This is a genomic window from Ruminococcus sp. FC2018, from assembly GCF_000621805.1.
Classification (GTDB): Bacteria; Bacillota; Clostridia; order Oscillospirales; family Ruminococcaceae; genus Hominimerdicola.
The window spans coordinates 128005-145466 of sequence record NZ_JHXH01000003.1; the positions used below are offsets into that span (position 1 = coordinate 128005).

24 protein-coding genes are annotated in these 17462 nt (G+C 47.0%); 6 read left to right on the forward strand and 18 right to left on the reverse strand.

The features are described from left to right. Positions 1–4: 4 nt before the first annotated feature. The 8 genes from rplV to rpsJ all read right to left on the reverse strand — a co-directional run bounded on the left by rplV (position 5) and on the right by rpsJ (position 3713). On the reverse strand, positions 5–340 hold the full coding sequence (rplV, locus tag T494_RS0103085; RefSeq protein ID WP_028505029.1) for a 50S ribosomal protein L22: 336 nt from the start codon (positions 338–340) through the stop codon (positions 5–7). A gap of 20 nt (positions 341–360) precedes the next feature. Beyond that, positions 361–642 (reverse strand): 30S ribosomal protein S19, encoded by a 282-nt coding sequence (rpsS, locus tag T494_RS0103090; RefSeq protein ID WP_028505030.1) that lies wholly within the window; start codon positions 640–642, stop codon positions 361–363. A gap of 22 nt (positions 643–664) precedes the next feature. Then, the gene (rplB, locus tag T494_RS0103095) at positions 665–1498 is read right to left on the reverse strand and encodes a 50S ribosomal protein L2 (RefSeq protein WP_028505031.1); all 834 of its coding nucleotides are present in this window, start codon (positions 1496–1498) and stop codon (positions 665–667) included. A 38-nt stretch (positions 1499–1536) separates the two neighbouring features. After that, positions 1537–1719: a hypothetical protein gene (locus T494_RS0103100; protein WP_028505032.1), complete on the reverse strand. Its 183-nt coding sequence runs from the start codon at positions 1717–1719 to the stop codon at positions 1537–1539. Between the two features lie 23 nt (positions 1720–1742). After that, the gene (gene rplW, locus T494_RS0103105; RefSeq protein WP_028505033.1) at positions 1743–2033 is read right to left on the reverse strand and encodes a 50S ribosomal protein L23; all 291 of its coding nucleotides are present in this window, start codon (positions 2031–2033) and stop codon (positions 1743–1745) included. Continuing rightward, on the reverse strand, positions 2033–2656 hold the full coding sequence (rplD, locus tag T494_RS0103110) for a 50S ribosomal protein L4 (protein ID WP_028505034.1): 624 nt from the start codon (positions 2654–2656) through the stop codon (positions 2033–2035). Before rplD ends, rplW begins: the two co-directional genes overlap by 1 nt. A gap of 17 nt (positions 2657–2673) precedes the next feature. Beyond that, positions 2674–3309, reverse strand: a complete 636-nt coding sequence (gene rplC, locus T494_RS0103115; protein ID WP_028505035.1) for a 50S ribosomal protein L3 — start codon at positions 3307–3309, stop codon at positions 2674–2676. Between the two features lie 89 nt (positions 3310–3398). Next, positions 3399–3713: a 30S ribosomal protein S10 gene (rpsJ, locus tag T494_RS0103120; RefSeq protein ID WP_028505036.1), complete on the reverse strand. Its 315-nt coding sequence runs from the start codon at positions 3711–3713 to the stop codon at positions 3399–3401. Between the two features lie 951 nt (positions 3714–4664). Here rpsJ and T494_RS0103125 point away from each other — a divergent pair. The 3 genes from T494_RS0103125 (at position 4665) to T494_RS0103135 (ending at position 6524) form a co-directional block, all read left to right on the forward strand. After that, positions 4665–5297: a zinc ribbon domain-containing protein gene (locus T494_RS0103125; RefSeq protein WP_028505037.1), complete on the forward strand. Its 633-nt coding sequence runs from the start codon at positions 4665–4667 to the stop codon at positions 5295–5297. Positions 5298–5373: 76 nt separating this feature from the next. After that, positions 5374–5877: a hypothetical protein gene (locus T494_RS0103130; RefSeq protein ID WP_028505038.1), complete on the forward strand. Its 504-nt coding sequence runs from the start codon at positions 5374–5376 to the stop codon at positions 5875–5877. Positions 5878–5897: 20 nt separating this feature from the next. Next, on the forward strand, positions 5898–6524 hold the full coding sequence (locus T494_RS0103135; protein WP_028505039.1) for a zinc ribbon domain-containing protein: 627 nt from the start codon (positions 5898–5900) through the stop codon (positions 6522–6524). Between the two features lie 69 nt (positions 6525–6593). Here T494_RS0103135 and rplL read toward each other — a convergent pair whose 3' ends face one another. The 3 genes from rplL to T494_RS0103150 all read right to left on the reverse strand — a co-directional run bounded on the left by rplL (position 6594) and on the right by T494_RS0103150 (position 8523). After that, on the reverse strand, positions 6594–6965 hold the full coding sequence (gene rplL / locus T494_RS0103140; RefSeq protein WP_028505040.1) for a 50S ribosomal protein L7/L12: 372 nt from the start codon (positions 6963–6965) through the stop codon (positions 6594–6596). Positions 6966–7119: 154 nt separating this feature from the next. Then, positions 7120–7632, reverse strand: coding sequence for a 50S ribosomal protein L10 (gene rplJ / locus T494_RS0103145; RefSeq protein ID WP_028505041.1), 513 nt, complete (start codon positions 7630–7632; stop codon positions 7120–7122). A 684-nt stretch (positions 7633–8316) separates the two neighbouring features. Next, a complete protein-coding gene (locus T494_RS0103150) occupies positions 8317–8523 on the reverse strand; it encodes a DUF378 domain-containing protein (RefSeq protein WP_028505042.1) in 207 nt (68 codons plus the stop codon). A gap of 205 nt (positions 8524–8728) precedes the next feature. Here T494_RS0103150 and T494_RS0103155 point away from each other — a divergent pair, with 205 nt between their 5' ends. The 3 genes from T494_RS0103155 to T494_RS0103165 are packed head-to-tail and all read left to right on the forward strand — an operon-like array spanning position 8729 to position 12916. Then, positions 8729–9736 carry an aldose 1-epimerase gene (locus tag T494_RS0103155; RefSeq protein WP_028505043.1) on the forward strand — a complete coding sequence of 336 codons (1008 nt, stop codon included), beginning with the start codon at positions 8729–8731 and terminating at the stop codon, positions 9734–9736. Positions 9737–9738: 2 nt separating this feature from the next. Further along, the gene (locus tag T494_RS0103160) at positions 9739–10410 is read left to right on the forward strand and encodes a hypothetical protein (RefSeq protein ID WP_028505044.1); all 672 of its coding nucleotides are present in this window, start codon (positions 9739–9741) and stop codon (positions 10408–10410) included. A gap of 52 nt (positions 10411–10462) precedes the next feature. Then, entirely contained in the window at positions 10463–12916 is a 2454-nt protein-coding gene (locus T494_RS0103165) for a glycosyl hydrolase family 65 protein (protein ID WP_028505045.1), read from the forward strand. 120 nt (positions 12917–13036) lie between these two features. Here T494_RS0103165 and rplA read toward each other — a convergent pair whose 3' ends face one another. The 7 genes from rplA to T494_RS0103200 form a co-directional block, all read right to left on the reverse strand. After that, positions 13037–13732 carry a 50S ribosomal protein L1 gene (gene rplA, locus T494_RS0103170; protein WP_028505046.1) on the reverse strand — a complete coding sequence of 232 codons (696 nt, stop codon included), beginning with the start codon at positions 13730–13732 and terminating at the stop codon, positions 13037–13039. 74 nt (positions 13733–13806) lie between these two features. Then, positions 13807–14232 (reverse strand): 50S ribosomal protein L11, encoded by a 426-nt coding sequence (gene rplK, locus T494_RS0103175; RefSeq protein ID WP_028505047.1) that lies wholly within the window; start codon positions 14230–14232, stop codon positions 13807–13809. A gap of 120 nt (positions 14233–14352) precedes the next feature. Then, the gene (gene nusG / locus T494_RS0103180; RefSeq protein ID WP_028505048.1) at positions 14353–14883 is read right to left on the reverse strand and encodes a transcription termination/antitermination protein NusG; all 531 of its coding nucleotides are present in this window, start codon (positions 14881–14883) and stop codon (positions 14353–14355) included. Between the two features lie 48 nt (positions 14884–14931). Further along, entirely contained in the window at positions 14932–15195 is a 264-nt protein-coding gene (secE, locus tag T494_RS0103185; RefSeq protein ID WP_028505049.1) for a preprotein translocase subunit SecE, read from the reverse strand. A gap of 23 nt (positions 15196–15218) precedes the next feature. Continuing rightward, positions 15219–15368 carry a 50S ribosomal protein L33 gene (rpmG, locus tag T494_RS0103190; protein WP_002848320.1) on the reverse strand — a complete coding sequence of 50 codons (150 nt, stop codon included), beginning with the start codon at positions 15366–15368 and terminating at the stop codon, positions 15219–15221. A gap of 331 nt (positions 15369–15699) precedes the next feature. Continuing rightward, complete coding sequence (locus T494_RS0103195) at positions 15700–15981, reverse strand: hypothetical protein (RefSeq protein WP_028505050.1); 282 nt, start codon at positions 15979–15981, stop codon at positions 15700–15702. A 43-nt stretch (positions 15982–16024) separates the two neighbouring features. Beyond that, a complete protein-coding gene (locus T494_RS0103200; protein ID WP_028505051.1) occupies positions 16025–17458 on the reverse strand; it encodes a DUF4340 domain-containing protein in 1434 nt (477 codons plus the stop codon). Positions 17459–17462: the final 4 nt, after the last annotated feature.

Consider the following 17462-nt stretch of genomic DNA (forward strand, 5'->3'; position numbering starts at 1 on the left):
TAGCTTATTCCTTTTCCTTGAGAACTACTGTTATATGAGAAGTTCTCTTCAGGATCCTAAAGGCTCTGCCCTGTGCTCTTGGCATTATCCTCTTCATGATCGGTCCCGGGCAAACATAACACTCGCTTACGAACAGATTGTTCTTGTCCATGTTATGATTGTTCTCAGCGTTGTGAGCGGCGGACTTGAGAAGCTTTTCCAGATATTCACTTGCAGCCTTTGGTGTATGCTTTACAGTTGCCATTGCAACTTCAAAATCTTTTCCTCTGATAAGGTCCAGAACGATCTGTACTTTACGAGGAGCAATTCTGGCATTTCTCACTATTGCTTTTGCTTCCATGTTGTTTTCCTCCTTCCGCACTACTTACCACTATTTGAGGTCTTGGAGCCTGCATGACCCTTAAAGGTCCTTGTGGGTGCGAACTCTCCCAGTTTATGACCTACCATATCCTCAGTCACATATACGGGAACGTGCTTACGTCCGTCGTGAACTGCGAATGTATGACCTACGAAATCAGGGAAGATCGTGGAAGCTCTGCTCCAGGTCTTGAGCACCTTCTTTTCACCTGCTTCGTTCATTGCTTTGACTCTCTTGAGAAGGACCGGCTGTACGTATGGTCCCTTCTTTACGCTTCTGCTCATTTAAAATCGTCCTCCTTTCAGCTTACTTACCGTTTCTGCGCTTTACGATAAACTTATCGGAGCGATTGTGCTTTGCTCGAGTCTTGTAACCCATTGTAGGCTTACCCCAAGGTGTAACAGGGGAAGGACGTCCGATAGGAGCTCTGCCCTCACCACCACCGTGTGGGTGATCGCATGGGTTCATTACAGAACCACGAACTGTCGGTCTCCAGCCCATATGGCGCTTTCTGCCGGCTTTACCGATGTTTACGTTCTCGTGGTCGATGTTGCCGACCTGTCCGATAGTAGCCATACAGTTGATAGGCACCTTTCTCATCTCACCGGAAGGAAGTCTTACAAGTGCGTACTTGTCTTCCTTACCCATAAGCTGCGCCATGTTGCCGGCTGATCTTACGAGCTGAGCGCCCTTTCCGGGATAAAGCTCGATGTTGTGGATAAATGTACCCACAGGGATGTTTGCCAGTGCAAGTGCGTTGCCGGGCTTGATGTCGGCATCTGCGCCTGCTCTTACGGTATCGCCTACCTTGAGTCCGTTAGGAGCGATGATATATCTCTTCTCTCCGTCCTCGTACTCAACCAGTGCGATGAAAGCTGAACGGTTTGGATCGTACTCTATGGTGAGCACCTTAGCGTTCATATCAAGTTTATTTCTCTTGAAGTCGATAATACGGTATTTTCTTCTCACTCTTCCGCCTCTGTGGCGAACGGTGATCCTACCATAGCTGTTTCTGCCTGAATGTGCCTTCAGAGGCTCAAGCAGAGACTTGCATGGAGCAACCTTTGACAGATCGGAATAGTCCGTAACAGTCATGCCACGGCGACCGTTTGTCGTAGGCTTGTAGCTCTTTATTGCCATAATTGATACACTCCTTAATCTGAAGTTTTGCGAAAAGGTCAAAGCTTTTCAGCCAAGCACCCTTCCATACTTACGCCTGCGGTAAATGCGGTCATTTGTTCCGGCTTTGCATCAACTTGCTCCGCCGCTTTCTGACCAGCAGCCCTCGCCGCCTCGCAGGTCACCTCTGCGCCGCTTCGGTATAGCTCGGCGCAAAGTCCGTATGCGGCGTTATGCCGCACCCTCTTTCAGACGGTCCCGGGTATTAGTACATACCCTCAAAGAACTCGATAGTCTTTTCTCCGTCAAGAGTAACGATCGCCTTTTTCCAGTCGGCACGGTAACCGGTAAATCTACCCATTCTCTTTTCCTTGCCCTTGACGATCATAGTGTTAACGCTTGCGACCTTAACGTCGAAAAGCTCTTCAACAGCCTTTGCGATCTCGATCTTGTTAGCGTCCTTAGCTACCTTAAAGGTGTAAACATTGTTCTGAAGTCTGTCCATTGCATCTTCTGTGATGACAGGCTTAATAATAATATCCTGAGCAGTTTTCATTATGCATAAACCTCCTCGATCTTCTTTACAGCCTCTGAGGAAACGATAAACTTATCGTAATTCATAATGTCGTAAACGCAGAGTGTGTTTACTGTAGCTGTCTTTACGCCGGGGATGTTATTTGCACTCTTTACTACCTTTGCATCTGCCTCGGCAGTAACTATAAGTGCCTTGCCCTCTACCTTAAGTGCCTTGAGCATCTCAACGATAGTCTTTGTCTTGAACTCATCCATTGCGATGTTGTCAACGACTACCATGTTCTCGTCAGCCACCTTAACGGAAAGTGCGGACTTCATTCCCAGTCTTCTTTCCTTCTTGTTGAGCGAATAGCCATAATCTCTTGGCTTAGGTCCCAGTGCGATACCGCCGTGAACCCACTGAGGAGCTCTGATGGAACCCTGTCTTGCATGACCTGTACCCTTCTGTCTCCAAGGCTTTCTTCCGCCGCCGCTTACCTCAGTTCTGGTAAGTGTGGACTGTGTGCCCTGTCTCTGATTTGCAAGGTAGTTGACTACCATTGCGTGAAGGATAGCCTTATTTGGCTTTATGCCGAATATTTCATCGTTAAGCTCAGTGTCGGTAACTTTTTTACCTGTCATATCAAATACTGAAATCTGTGACATATCTATTCCTCCTTCCACTAAGCCTTCTTAACGCAGTCAACTATCGTTACGGTGCCGTTCTTAGGACCGGGGATAGCGCCCTTGATCGCGATAAGATTATTTTCAGCGTCTACCTTTACCACCTCAAGGTTCTGTACAGTCACCTTTGTGTTACCGTACTGTCCCGGCATCTTCTTGCCCTTGTAGATCCTTGAAGGATCGGAGCAAGCGCCGTAGGAACCTGCATGTCTGTGTACAGGACCCGAACCGTGGGTTTCCTTAAGTCTGTGGCCGTTGTGACGCTTGATCGTTCCGGAAAATCCGTGACCCTTGCTTGTGCCGCTTACATCTACGATGTCGCCTGCTGCAAAGGTGTCAGCCTTTACGATGTCGCCTACGTTGAGCGCTGAACAATCAGCGAGTCTGAACTCCTTGAGTGTTCTCTTCATTGCAACGTCTGCCTTCTTGAAATGACCCTGGAGAGGCTTGTTGACTCTCTTGGCTCTGATATCGCCGAATCCCAGCTGTACTGCTTCGTAACCGTCGTTCTCTACAGTCTTCTTCTGAACAACTACGCATGGACCGGCTTCAACTACTGTTACAGGAACTACTTTTCCTGCTTCATCGAAGATCTGTGTCATACCGATCTTCTTACCGATGATTCCTTTTTCCATTATTTTTTCCTCCTTTGGTTATTGGTTGGTTTCCCAACATGACCTGCGTGCCATTGTGTTTTGAGATCACCTGTGATCTCCGTTGGAAACTACTTGGTTTCCATAACAATGTTTACACCGGCAGGAAGTTCAAGACTTTCAAGGGATGCAACTGTTTCCTTTGTAGGTCTGATAACAACGATAAGTCTCTTGTGAGTTCTCATCTCGAACTGCTCACGGCTGTCCTTGTACTTGTGTACCGCACGGAGAATTGTGATTATCTCCTTGTCGGTAGGAAGTGGGATAGGACCTGAAACCTGTGCGCCGGAACGCTTAACAGCCTCCACGATCTTTACCGCTGCTGCATCTACTACAGCGTGCTCATAACCCTTGATCTTGATTCTGATCTTTTCATTGACTGCCACTTTGATCCGCCTCCTTAAAATTTTTGAATTAGGGGGCAAAGCCTTGTTTTTCCGGCAAAGCCTGAGTCAATTGCGTCTACGATCGACTCACCGCTTTTTGTCCTTGTCTATCGCAAACGCAATTGACAGGTTTTGCCCAAGACCTTTCCGGAATACCCTTATTATAAATTTACACTCTGCCGTGTGTTCCCTGCCTTCTCACAAAAAATTCCGAAACCGCTCAATACGGTTCGGACGTTAGATAGCAGACACCACATAGCCATACACACCCATGCCAAAGCAAGGTCATCCCCTGCCATCGCAAGAAGCATAAGCACATACTGTGTCAGTATTCCAGTCGCCCGGTTTAAAATCGGACATACTCCACGGAAATTACCCGGTCAACCGCCGGCAACCTTCCGCTTCAACGCATATCTTGACCGTTCTGCCGATGCCCGTGCTGATACGGCAGACCCCGTCGGGTCATCCGATTACCTCATGTGCTCCCGTCGAAGCCCATCAGGCATTTTACAAGCGTCTGTAAGAACGGTGTTGCTGGATCTGTATTCACGCAGATCCAATCTGTGCAGTCACGCAAGTGTCATTATACACCATAACATAGGCAATTTCAAGCATTTTTTCTCAATTCTCCCGTAGAATTTTTGCTGTTTTTTAATCGTCTTTTTATACACTTTGCACAACGCAGCTGTATCATTTAACGACGGCAACAATATGTAGTATTTATCGGCTTGTCTCCCACTAAATTCAGTGCCCGTCATTTTACGTTTCTATTATAAAGGTATATGAAAAAGAAAAGGCTTACGAAAAAGACTCGCTCCCAAGCCGTGGCGATATCTGCAAAACAGCGCAAAACCGCTTGACAAATATGAATGTTTAGTTTATAATGTTCAATGGAAATGTTACCGACGCAGGTGACATTATTGGAGAGAAATTTTTTGGGAGGATATAGGTATGTCAAAATTTTGCGGTCATTGCGGTACAACTTTAGCGGATAACGCTACATTCTGCCCCAGCTGCGGTGCTCCTGTCCAGGCTCAGGGTGCTCCAGCACAGCCACAGTTCAATCAGCCGGCTTTCCAGCAGGCAGGTGCTATGGGTGCTCCTAAGGCAGGAATGAGCAAAAATGCCAAGCTGGCGATCATAATCGGATGCAGTGCAGTTGCACTTGGTCTTATCATCTGGCTTCTCATCGTTCTTCTTGGCGGAGGATATGAAAAGCCGCTTAAGAACTATGTAAAGGCGCTTGAAAAGCAGGATGTTGATCTTTTTGTTGAGTCTGTAACTCCGAGCGGATCTCTGGGAGCACTTGCTACCCTTTCCGAGAGCGGGGCTAAATCCCAGTACTCAAGCAGAGTCAAGAACATCATCAACAAATACGGCGAGGATTACAAGATCTCCTATGAGATACTTGAAAAAACCGAAATGAGCACCACCGAGACCCTTGGTCTTGTGGACAAGGGATATACCCTCAAGGTTAAATTCACAGTAGCAGGTTCCAAGAAGGAAGGCTCCGTCACCAAGACCGTCAAAGTTCTTAAAACAGACGGAAAATGGTGTCTGGGAAGCGCACCTACTCTGACCTGACGCAGCAGGATCTTTATTACGGCATACCCGCCCGACACTACGGCCGGGTGTGCCTTTTATTTTTAAGGTACCGGATATGAAAAAAATCAGACTTTTTGTTTTTCTTATGATCTCCGTTTTGTCATGCGTGATGTTCAGCGGCTGCGGAGGCAGCAGCAGCGTTCTTGTCACCAACCACGATCGCCCTGTATATAATCTTTGTTCAAGTATTTCCCATAAAGACGGAGCAACTTATCTTAATTGCTTTATGCCCGCAGCCAGGAAAGCCTATCTGGCGTCAAAGGACTCTGCGGGACCGGAAGAAATAGTTGCCGGAGTGCTTGAAAAAAGCGGACTGGAAAGTGACAGCGAGCTTAGGTGTGAAATAATTTCCCGCACCGAAATATCCGACAGCGAAAAAGAAAAACTCCAGCACCAATACAAGAAAAACTATTCAAAAAACGACACGATAGAAAAAGCCTTTTTGTTGAGCGCTGCCATCGCAGGCGGCAAAAGGACCATTGTGAAGGATCTTACGGTGGTGCTTATAGATGATAGCTGGTACATTTACGGCGATGTTATCGAGTCATTTAAATTTTAGGATAAAAGAAGGGGTAAACAATGAAATACTGTCCGATCTGCAATTCCCAATTATCAGACGATGCAAAATTCTGCACCGGCTGCGGGACACATTTAGACAACGATCTCACCGGCGAGATACAGCAACCGTATATGCAGCAAGCTGCTCCCGAAATGGAGGAAATAGTTCCCCCGGTAATAAACGACAACAGCTTTCAGCAGCCATTGTCAGCACCACCTGTTCAGCCTGTAATGCAGCAGGGCTTCCAGGGCGGCTTTCAGCAGCCTCAGAACCTTCAGCAAACCTTTGACCAGCCCAATCAGTTCCCGCCGCAGCAGAACTATGCTCCCCAGCAGCCATTCAGCTACGACAACAGCGGACTGGGTCAGTCATACTCTCAGGCACCTATTGAGCCGGGCTTCACACAGCCGGGACAGGATATGCAGCAGGAAACTCCCGATTACGTAAACCCTGCATCTCCCAATATGCCGGGAACAGTCCCCGGGAAAAAAGGCGGTTCGCTTGTAGTTCCCATAATTCTGATAATACTTATTATCGCCGTTATCCTCATCGACGTGTTCTGGCTTTTCAAAAAGCAGATCTGGGGCGACGACAGCAGCAGCTCCACGGCGGCGGCAAGCTACTCAATAGATCTTGACGAAAATTAGACAAATAACTACAACAAAAAAAGACAGCACCTTGAAAAAGATGCTGTCTTTATTATTTCAAGTCTTATATTACTTGAGCTCAACAGTTGCGCCTGCAGCCTCGAGCTTAGTCTTGATCTCCTCAGCGTCAGCCTTGGAAACGCCTTCCTTGATAGCCTTAGGAGCAGCCTCAACCAGCTCCTTAGCCTCTTTGAGTCCCAGACCTGTGATCTCCTTAACAGCCTTGATAACGCCCATCTTAGCGTCACCGAAGGAAGCAAGAACTACGTCAAACTCTGTCTTCTCCTCAGCAGCAGCACCTGCAGCGCCTGCAGCAGGTGCAGCAGCGATAGCAGCTGTTACGCCGAACTCTTCCTGGATAGCGTCAACGAGCTCGGAAAGCTCGAGAACGGAAAGTGTCTTGATCTCTTCTACGAAATTCATAATTTTCTCTGAAGCCATGATAATAATTCTCCTTTAAATCATATTTTACATTTACGGCAAACGCCGCGGGGATATCCCCCTGTTTTCAGAGCTTTCGCCCTGCCTCATGCGGAGCTTTTCGCCACGCTTTATGCGGACCTTTTCATCCGCCGTTCAAGCCGCTGTGCCGCAATTATGCAGCGTCGCCGCTCTTGCTGTCTGCAACAGCCTTGAGTGTAGCAGCAAGCTTCTGGATAGGACCCTGAAGGGAGCCAACCAGCTGTGCAAGCAATGTCTCTCTGGAAGGGATCTTGGAAAGAGCCTTCACGCCGGCTGCATCGTAAGTATCCTCACCGATGTAACCTGCCTTGAGGATAAGCTTTTCACCGTTGAACTGCTCACCGAATTTTCCGAGTACTCTTGCAGGAGCTGTCTGGTCGTCATTGGAGATCGCAAAAGCGGTGGTTCCCTCCAGAACTCCGTCAAAGTTCTCGTAACCTGCGTTGTGCAGTGCAAAACGAAGGATAGTGTTCTTCTCTACGAAGTAGGTAACGCCTGCCTCTCTCAGCTCTCTTCTGAGCTTTGTGTCCTCCTCAACGGTAAGTCCCTTGTAATCAACAAGTACACCTGCTGCCGAATTCTTGATGAGGTCTGTAAGCTTGGCTACCTTTTCCTGCTTTGCAAGCAAAACCTTTTCACTTGGCATCTTCTTATATTCACCTCTTTGAAAATGATTTGCAAAGCGTAAACTAAAAAAGAAAAACTCTTTCGCCGCAAAGACAAAAGAGAAACAAAGTCAATATAAGCTATAAACTTTGCTATTCTTTCCTCGGCGGGTCTTACAAACGGAAATTCCGCTCTGCCAGCTGTCTTTAGATACGAATGCTCATATATTATAACAAAGCTTTTGTGCTTTGTCAAGGGCATACAAAGCAAAGATTATAAATTTTTTGTGAACCGCCCCTTGGAGCATATCTCCGTCACAAGGGCAAAAAAATGGCAGAGCTACGAGGCTCTGCTGAAACAAAACAAAAAAACTATGTGTAGAACAAAAGAAAGGAGACAACAAAACGGATGTTAAGACGGGCATTATCCCCGTGCTTATCATCAATTATGATTATATATTGTTTTCTCCGTAAAGTCAAGGCTTAACTATTAAATTCCCTTATTTTTGTCATATTTTGTTGTTTTGCACAAAAATGCCAAGCCTATATTCTACCAGCCGGGATATGTATTGATTTTTCGTTCATAATTTAGAAAAAGCTTCAGCACTGGGAAAGGAAGCCCTTGATTCGGTGTTTCTGCGGCGTAATGCAGACCCTGTTTTTCTGCACCGCAAAACTGCCGAAAAAAGACTTCCCTGCCCAATGCCGAAGCCAAGCCGCAGGAATTATTGCTCTCTTACAAGCTCGTTGTCTCTGAACAGCAGCGAGATGCACCACAATGCGCTTACTGCTACCAGGCTGTAGATTATCCTGCTGATGACCGCTCCCATTCCGCCGAAAAGGAACGCCACAAGGTCAAACTGGAATATACCGATAAGTCCCCAGTTTATGCCGCCTATGATAAGCAGCACCAATGCTATCCTGTCTAACATTTAAAAACCTCCTTTCAGAGCATCATCGTGCTCTGTATGACTATTATTGACCTTCCTTTTGTTTTTATTCAGCGTTTTTTTGGTAAATACTACTTAAAAAACACGGACAAATTCTATGAAATAATTTGTATAAATACTGGACAAAAAATAGAGAATGTGATATAATAACTTTATGTAAATCAAACAAAGAAAAAGGAAAGTTCAAATGAACAGTATAATTAGTGACTATGACTTCAAAGGCATCAGGTGTGTAAAAATGCAGCACGGAAAATATTCCTGTGTTGTGGCTCCTTCTCTGGGCGCATCGGTGCTTCGTCTTCGTGACGAAGAAAACAAGATAGACGTTTTCCGTTATGATGAAAACGCATCTGCACAGCAGCTTGAAACCGAGCGAGAGATCTGGGGACTTCCCACTCTTTATCTTCCCAACCGTTTTGAGGACGGAAAAATAAAGACCTCGGACGGACTTTACAAAATGCCGATAAACGTGCCGGATCAGCACAACTATATGCACGGCTGGGTGCACAGACGCCCCCACGTGATAGAGAGCACAAGTGACACTGACGACAAATGCGTGCTTGTAACATCATTCACCCATGACAGCAGCGATGAGATGTACACATTTTTCCCTGTTGATTTCAGGATATCCTATACTTTCACCCTTTCCGATGAGGGTCTGAAACAGGAGATAAACCTTATAAATCTCAGCGAAAAAGCTCTTCCGGTCACCCTTTGCACCCACACGACCATCAATGCTCCAATGGTGGACGGAGGAGAGGAAAAGGATCTGAGGCTGTTCGTTCCCATAGGCAAAAGATGCGAGCTGAACGAAAGATGCCTGCCCACCGAAAAGCTTTTGGAGCTTAACGACTGGGACAAGGAGTATCTCACAGGCAAAATGCCTACCCTTCAGGTCATTGACAACGATATGTACACAGCCGGAACGAACAAGCTTGACGACGAGGATTTCTATGGCGCATATGTTAAGGATACCGCAAAGGGCACACTTGTTCTCAACGAGGTGTCAAGGGAGTTCAGATTCTGGAATATGTGGAACCACAACGGAGTAAACCACTACTTCTGCCCAGAGCCTATGACGGCAATGATAAACTGCACCAATCTTTCACTTCCCCATGAAGTATCGGGATACTGCGAGCTTTCAAAGGGACAAGTCTACACCTGCTGGCAGAGATTTGCCACAAGGAAAGCTTAGATATGAGACTGTGGGAAAGTTTTGATGCGGCGGCGGAAAGATACCGTGCGATGCAGAAAGAAAAGTCAAAATGGGGACCTTTGTTCGCAATTTTCGCACTGCTGTGTATAGGCGCAGCGCTCATAAAGGAAGCCATGGTAAAGGGTGCCGATTATCTCGGCGGAAAAGCCACGGTGGAAAAGTTCTTCAGAGCAAATCTGGTGCGATTTGTGATAATGTGTGTACTAATAATTGCTTTTATCGTTGTATTCATAAAGACATGGAACGGCAGACAAAGCTCTATCGAACAACTGATATTTTCATTCGGCACAGGCATCCTGGTCATCTTTTTTGCGGCAACTTCACTAATGCCTGTTCTTAGAATAAGGGGCGAGCTTAAACATCCACGCACCGCAGAGCTGAGCAGCTATACCCTTTGCAAGGACAAGTCGGGGAAATACTACGCCGCCTTTGATGATAACGGCGACGGGATACTTCTTGAGATCCCGCAGGATAAATACAGCGAGCTTTGCGCAGGAAATTATTCCGACACAGGCTCCGGATTTGCTTATAACCAGATATCGGAAGCAAAGGACAAATATACCGACGTTTCCTTTTATCGTTCAAACGCAAAAATAGTATACTACGACAGATCCGTAATATACAAAAGTGCAGAGCTTGTTTCAACAGGGTAATAATTAATGAAAATTAATTTTTATACATATTAACACGAAAGGTGGAACACTTATGAAATTTGGATTTTTTGATGACGTAAACAAGGAATATGTCATCACAAACCCACGTACTCCATACCCATGGATCAACTATCTGGGAACACAGGAGTTCTTCTCCCTTATCTCCAACACCGCAGGAGGATATTCTTTCTTTAAGGATGCCAGACTGAGAAGAATAACACGTTATCGTTACAATAACGTTCCTGTTGATATGGGCGGAAGATATTTCTACATCAACGATAACGGTGATGTATGGAATCCTGGCTGGAGCCCTGTTAAGGCAGAGCTTGAAAACTATTCCTGCCGCCACGGTATGGGTTATACCATCATCAAGGGCGAAAGAAACGGGATCGAGGCTGAGGTGTCCTTCTTCGTTCCTCAGAATTATAACGGCGAGGTCCAGAAGGTCGTTCTCAAGAACACCTCCGGCGCACCAAAAAGCTTTAAGCTGTTCTCGTTCCTTGAGTGGTGCCTGTGGAACGCTCAGGACGACGGTGAAAACTTCCAGAGAAACTTCAACACCGGCGAGGTGGAGATCGAAGGCTCTACTATATTCCATAAGACCGAGTATAAAGAGAGAAGAGACCACTTTGCATTCTATACTGTAAACACCGATATAAGCGGTTTTGATACCGACAGAGAAAGCTTCATGGGCGGCATCTACAACGGCTTTGCTAACCCGGGCACCGTTTTTGAGGGCAAGCCTTCCAACTCCGTTGCAGACGGCTGGTCACCTGTTGCTTCACATTGCGTTGACGTTACTCTGGCAGCAGGCGAGGAGAAAACTCTGGTGTTTATCCTGGGCTATGTTGAGAACGGCGCAGACAAGTGGAACGCTGACGGAAGCATGAACAAATCCAAGGCTTACGCTATGATCGAGGCTATGAACACAGCTGAAAAGGCTGACAAGGCTCTTGCTGATCTGAAGGATTCCTGGAACGCTCTGCTTGCACAGTATCACGTTGAAACAAGCGACGAAAAGCTCAACAGAATGGTCAACATCTGGAACCAGTATCAGTGCATGGTTACATTCAATATGTCAAGATCTGCTTCCTACTTTGAAAGCGGTATCGGCAGAGGAATGGGCTTCCGTGACTCCAACCAGGATCTTCTCGGCTTCGTTCACCAGATCCCTGACAGAGCAAGACAGAGGATCCTCGATCTTGCCGCTACACAGTTTGAGGACGGCGGATGCTATCACCAGTACCAGCCTCTTACAAAGAAGGGCAACGATGCTATCGGCGGCGACTTCTCCGACGACCCGCTGTGGATGATCCTTTCTACCGCACAGTACATAAAGGAAACCGGCGACTACTCAATTCTTGACGAGCAGGTTCCTTACGATAACGACGAGAGCAAGGCTCAGTCCCTTATGCACCACCTGAAGATGAGCTTCTGGCACGTTGCAACAAACGTTGGTCCTCACGGACTGCCTCTGGCTATGCGTGCTGACTGGAACGACTGTATCAACCTTAGCTGTCATTCCGACACTCCGGGCGAGAGCTTCCAGACATATACCAGCCCTAAGTACGGCGAGCAGAAGTTCAGCCGTGTTGCAGAGTCCGTTCTGGTTGCTACAATGATGGCATTTGTAGGACCTGAGTACGTTGCACTTTGCAAGCATCAGGGTCTTGACGACGAGGCTGACAAGGCTCAGGCTGAGATCGACAAGATGAACAAGAACACAATGGATCACGCTTTCGACGGCGAGTGGTTCCTCAGAGCTTATGATGACTTCGGCAAGAAGATGGGCTCCAAGGAGTGCGAAGAGGGCAAGATCTTCATCGAGCCACAGGGCTTTGCTGTTATGGCCGGTCTTGGCAAGGAGTCCGGAAAGGATATCCTTACCATGCAGAGCGTGGACAAGTACCTTAATACCAAGTACGGTCTTGTTCTTAACAACCCTGCATTTACAAAGTATTATAAAGAGTACGGTGAGATCTCCACTTATCCGGGCGGATATAAGGAGAACGCAGGTATCTTCTGCCACAACAACGCATGGATAATCTGCGCTGAGGCTGCTATCGGTCACGGCGACAAGGCATTTGAGTACTACTCCAAGATCGCTCCGGCATATCTTGAGGACATCTCCGATCTGCACAGAACTGAGCCATATGTTTACGCTCAGATGATAGCAGGTAAGGATGCTAAGCGTCACGGCGAGGCTAAGAACTCCTGGCTAACAGGTACAGCTTCCTGGAACTTTGTTGCAATTTCCCAGTACATCCTTGGCTGTATCCCTGACTATGACGGTCTGAAGATCGATCCGTCTATTCCTGAAGCTTGGGACGGCTTCAAGCTCAGAAGAATGTTCAGAGGAAACACCTACAACATCACCATTACCAACCCGGATCACGTTTCAAAGGGCGTTAAGTCCGTTGTTTGTGACGGCGTAAAGGTAAATGGAAATGTTCTGCCTGTATTTGAAAGCGGCACAGAGCACACCGTTGAGGTAGTAATGGGCTAGTTATATCAATATCCCCTGCACATGCAGGGGATATTTTTTCTGCATTTTCAGGCACACAAAAAGAGCTATGGAACAAACCATAGCTCTTTTAAATTCACAATTCCATTCAGTTATATCAAATCAGTTGCCGTACTTAGCAGTGCTGATCTTGATTCCGGGACCCATTGTAGAAGCTACAACAACGCTCTTAAGGTACTGACCCTTTGCAGCAGCCGGCTTAGCCTTTACGATAGCGCCGATAAGTGTCTCAAAGTTCTCGTTGAGCTTTTCAACACCAAAAGAAGCCTTACCGATGGGGCAGTGGATGATGTTTGTCTTGTCAAGACGATACTCGATCTTACCTGCCTTAGCCTCTGTAACAGCCTTTGCAACGTCAGGTGTAACTGTACCTGCCTTTGGGTTTGGCATAAGTCCACGAGGACCGAGGACCTTACCAAGACGTCCTACAACGCCCATCATGTCGGGTGATGCAACTACAACGTCAAATTCCATCCAGTTTTCCTTCATGATCTTGTCAACAAGATCCATGCCGCCAACATAGTCAGCACCTGCCTCCTTGGCAGCGTCGTACTTATCCTCCTTGCAGAATACGCAGACTCTTACGGTCTTACCTGTTCCGTTAGGAAGTACGACAGCACCTCTTACCTGCTGGTCAGCGTGTCTTGAGTCAACGCCCAGACGAACGTGGAGCTCGATTGTTTCGTCAAATTTTGCCTTTGCACCCTTAGCTGCCAGTTCAAGAGCCTCAGGAGCTTCATATGCTTTAGTTCTGTCGACAGCCTTTGCGCTCTCAACATACTTCTTGCCATGTTTCATTAGTATTTCCTCCTCTAAAGTGGTAATGCGGAATAATCCTCCCACCTCTGCGCAAAATTTTACGCAGCGATCAATTAACCTTCAACTACAACGCCCATTGAACGGCATGTGCCCTCGATCATGCTCATTGCACTTTCAAGGCTGGAAGCGTTCAGGTCAGGCATTTTCTGCTCTGCGATCTTCTGGATCTGCTCCTTGGTGATCTTTGCGACTTTCTTCTTGTTTGGCTCGCCTGATGCGTGCTCGATCTTACAAGCCTTCTTGATAAGAACTGCTGCAGGCGGTGTCTTTGTGATAAATGTAAATGATCTGTCGGCATAAACCGTGATAACAACAGGGATGATAAGACCTGCATCGTTCTTGGTCCTCTCGTTGAAATCCTTTGTGAATGCCATAATGTTTACACCGTGCTGACCGAGTGCCGGACCAACCGGTGGTGCAGGAGTTGCCTTTCCTGCCGGGATCTGCAGCTTGATATAGCCTACTACCTTCTGTGCCATTATTTGCACCTCCATAATTAAGTGGTAAGGCGAGCTGACTCTTTCAGCTCTCCCACGTTTTTGGAAGCTTTTATATAAATAAAAAATTGCTTCCGTTACGAATGATTTTTCCCTCTTTCCTTACGCCTCAGGCTTGACCTGTGTAAGCGGAAGGGTAACTGATGTTTCTCTGCCGAACATTGAAACAAGTACATCTGCGGTCTGTGCATCAAGGTCGATCTTCTCGACTTTGCCCACAAATCCTTCAAAGGATCCGCCTGTTACTTCAACATTGTCGCCAACTTTGAAGCTTACAGTGATGTTTTCGCTTCTCTTGGTCTCAACGCCCAGAGCCTTGACCTCTCTTTCCGAAAGGGGAACAGGCTTGCTTGCAGGACCAACGAATCCGGTAACGCCTCTTGTGTTTCTCACAATGTACCAGGAGTCATCTGTCAGCACCATTTTCACCAGCACATAGCTTGGGAACAGCTTTTTCTCCACCTCAACGGTCTTACTGTCCTTTACCTCGGTAACGATCTCCGTAGGGATCTTGACCTCGGGAATAAGATCGTGAAGCTTACGGTTCTCAACAACCTTCTCAATATTCTCTGCTACCTTATTCTCATATCCGGAATAAGTGTGCACCACATACCATTTTGCTTCCTCTGACATGCTTTTGACCTCCATATCTCGAAGTTGTCTTAAAACCTACAAGGACTATCAGCTTCCTATTTTCAGTATGACATTTTCAAGAAGCTTGGTAAGACCAAGGTCCACCGCACCCAGGAATATTCCCATGAACGTCATAACGCCCAGAACGATACCTGTGTTGTTGATGACCTTTTTCCTTGTTGGCCAAACGACTTTTTTCATTTCGCTTTTAAGCTCCTTGAACCAGCGTCTGAGCCCACCTTTCTTCTTAATCGGTGTCACAGCTTTTTTAGCCTTGTCCTTTGAAGACTTAGTAACATCATTCTTAGCCATTATTCATAGCTCCTTTCTGACTATTACTTAGTCTCTTTGTGAAGAGTGTGCTTCTTGCAGAACTTGCAATACTTGTTCATTTCAAGTCTGTCAGGGTCATTCTTCTTGTTCTTTTTTGTGTTGTAATTTCTCTGCTTACATTCTGTACATGCAAGTGTGATCTTTACTCTCATTTCGGCACCTCCTGACGAAATTTGTACCCCGCAAGAACTATCGGAGCACAGTCTGCCTCCCTCACTTTATGGCTTTTTCAAGCCCTGAGGTAACTTATGATCCTTGCTCTCCCGCCGTCAAAAAACGGGCGCAAAAAAATAGACCTCAATACGAGGTAAAGCTATTATACCTCATTTTATATCCTTTGTCAAGCCCTTTTTCGCCGTTTTTATCTTTTTTTATTAAAACCCGGCTTTTTTATCCCCCATCAGGGGCAAACGCCTGCGCCGCAGGCGCAGGGCGGGGCAGCTTCGCTGCCCCGGTCGTGGGCGTTAAGCCCACCGTTTGCCCTCAGGAGACCTTGAGCCATGCGCAGGCGATATCCAGCGCATCGTAAAGGCTGTCCTTCTTTGCGGTCTTAACAATAGCCTCAAGAGGGCTGATAGTCATATCGGTGGACATTTTTCTTATCATGACCTTGTCAGCCACTTCCAGCTCGCCCACCTTCTTGGTGCTCAGTATTTCCATCTGCACCACAAACTCATCGTACATATTTCCGAAATAGAGCTGATTGCCCTTTCTCACCAAGGGAAGTCCCTTGTAGGTGAAAAACTTGCTTTTTTCGTTTGCCATATTTATTCCTCCTTGAATGTTGCGGTCTTTCCGCTTTTTATATTTATGTCCTGATCTCTCCGCCCTGTTCAAGAGCAGTTATATTAACAACCAGCGCATCCACCCAGCTTTTATCCACAAGGTACGACATTTTTCCGTTGATCCTTGCCCCATAGCCTTTGTCCGTCTGCACCAGCTCCAGCTTGTCAGCCTTGCCGTCAGACCTGTTGTATATCACGGTTATGCGTGGGCTGTTATTATCATCTTTTGTGTATATCTGTGACACGGGGCATTTCATAAGGAACTCGTAGAATCTTCTGAACTGCGCCAGATCCAACTCCGCCCCGTCCTTAGTGACCTTTTCGGTGGTGATCTTTGAAATATCCCCGCTTGCGACTCCTTCGCCCGTATTATATATAGTGTATTCCCTTGTCTTGCCCTCTGCGTTTATGACAATGCTTTTAAGCCGGACAAGATAATTGGGTATCATGGTCTGTGAGATAATATCCTGCGGCGTGATCTCCGCCCAGGGGACGTATTCTTTGTCCACGGCAAATATACAGTCTGCCGAAGGCTCGCCCTCAAGATAACAGTAAAGCTTATCTCTTTCCTCGCCCTGTGATTTCACTGCGGGAGAGCCGATATACAGCACAAATGTCTGTTTTCCCTGTTCAAGCTTCACCTTTACCGAATCAGCACCGATCCCATGGGCTTTCTTTGCCTCATCATCAGGGTGGACCGTCTCGCAGTATTCTGCGGTAAGGCTGAATATGCCGTTTATTGTGCCCGTGGACTTTTGCTCATCAACATAGGCGTTTATCGGCGCACTCATCGACCAGTCACCTGCCCTGCGCTCAAGGACCATGTCCTCTGACCCGGGCTTTGTTACGGTGATCTTAGCATCAGCCGTATTATCCTTATCTATCCGAGGGGACATGACCGTGGAAACATAGTCCCTTGCGCTGCCGGAAAAATACATCTGTATATTTTTCTCGACCAGCCACACCTTGTCCTGCCCCTGTATCATGGTGTAACACTGGCTGCCGTCCACCGACATTTCCCCCATGCACACCTTGACACTTTTGCCGTCCTTATAGTTTATTGTCGCAGCAGATACCGGCTTATCAAGTCCGTATTTTTCAAGGCTCTGCGGGTGCTCCTCCACCAGCTTTGCCGCCTTTACCGATTTGCAAAGCTCCAAAAGTGCCTTTTTGCGTATCTCGTCCTGGCGCAGACCGGAAAGCTCCTTTATCTGAGTTTCCCCCGAGGACAAAACCTCCAAGGTGAAGCTTTCGCTGCCCTTTGACACAGTCACAGCGGAAATATCCTCACCGCTTACTATCACCATGTCATCATGCTCATGCACCTCGCCCGACTGCTCTGTGTGTTCATGTTCATGCTCCTGCTCTTTTTCCGGCAGGCTCATATATATTATAACTCCTATAAAGCACCCACAGCACAGCAGTCCTGCGATTATCCCCACAAGTTTCTTTTTCATCTGC

Coding starts and splice junctions, on each gene's coding strand:
- rplV (WP_028505029.1), bottom strand. CDS start 340: ATGGAAGCAAAAGCAATAGTGAGAAATGCCAGAATTGCTCCTCGTAAA.
- rpsS (WP_028505030.1), bottom strand. CDS start 642: ATGAGCAGAAGCGTAAAGAAGGGACCATACGTACAGCCGGTCCTTCTC.
- rplB (WP_028505031.1), bottom strand. CDS start 1,498: ATGGCAATAAAGAGCTACAAGCCTACGACAAACGGTCGCCGTGGCATG.
- rplW (WP_028505033.1), bottom strand. CDS start 2,033: ATGAAAACTGCTCAGGATATTATTATTAAGCCTGTCATCACAGAAGAT.
- rplD (WP_028505034.1), bottom strand. CDS start 2,656: ATGTCACAGATTTCAGTATTTGATATGACAGGTAAAAAAGTTACCGAC.
- rplC (WP_028505035.1), bottom strand. CDS start 3,309: ATGGAAAAAGGAATCATCGGTAAGAAGATCGGTATGACACAGATCTTC.
- T494_RS0103125 (WP_028505037.1), top strand. CDS start 4,665: ATGTCAAAATTTTGCGGTCATTGCGGTACAACTTTAGCGGATAACGCT.
- T494_RS0103130 (WP_028505038.1), top strand. CDS start 5,374: ATGAAAAAAATCAGACTTTTTGTTTTTCTTATGATCTCCGTTTTGTCA.
- T494_RS0103135 (WP_028505039.1), top strand. CDS start 5,898: ATGAAATACTGTCCGATCTGCAATTCCCAATTATCAGACGATGCAAAA.
- rplL (WP_028505040.1), bottom strand. CDS start 6,965: ATGGCTTCAGAGAAAATTATGAATTTCGTAGAAGAGATCAAGACACTT.
- rplJ (WP_028505041.1), bottom strand. CDS start 7,632: ATGCCAAGTGAAAAGGTTTTGCTTGCAAAGCAGGAAAAGGTAGCCAAG.
- T494_RS0103150 (WP_028505042.1), bottom strand. CDS start 8,523: ATGTTAGACAGGATAGCATTGGTGCTGCTTATCATAGGCGGCATAAAC.
- T494_RS0103155 (WP_028505043.1), top strand. CDS start 8,729: ATGAACAGTATAATTAGTGACTATGACTTCAAAGGCATCAGGTGTGTA.
- T494_RS0103160 (WP_028505044.1), top strand. CDS start 9,739: ATGAGACTGTGGGAAAGTTTTGATGCGGCGGCGGAAAGATACCGTGCG.
- T494_RS0103165 (WP_028505045.1), top strand. CDS start 10,463: ATGAAATTTGGATTTTTTGATGACGTAAACAAGGAATATGTCATCACA.
- rplA (WP_028505046.1), bottom strand. CDS start 13,732: ATGAAACATGGCAAGAAGTATGTTGAGAGCGCAAAGGCTGTCGACAGA.
- rplK (WP_028505047.1), bottom strand. CDS start 14,232: ATGGCACAGAAGGTAGTAGGCTATATCAAGCTGCAGATCCCGGCAGGA.
- nusG (WP_028505048.1), bottom strand. CDS start 14,883: ATGTCAGAGGAAGCAAAATGGTATGTGGTGCACACTTATTCCGGATAT.
- secE (WP_028505049.1), bottom strand. CDS start 15,195: ATGGCTAAGAATGATGTTACTAAGTCTTCAAAGGACAAGGCTAAAAAA.
- rpmG (WP_002848320.1), bottom strand. CDS start 15,368: ATGAGAGTAAAGATCACACTTGCATGTACAGAATGTAAGCAGAGAAAT.
- T494_RS0103195 (WP_028505050.1), bottom strand. CDS start 15,981: ATGGCAAACGAAAAAAGCAAGTTTTTCACCTACAAGGGACTTCCCTTG.
- T494_RS0103200 (WP_028505051.1), bottom strand. CDS start 17,458: ATGAAAAAGAAACTTGTGGGGATAATCGCAGGACTGCTGTGCTGTGGG.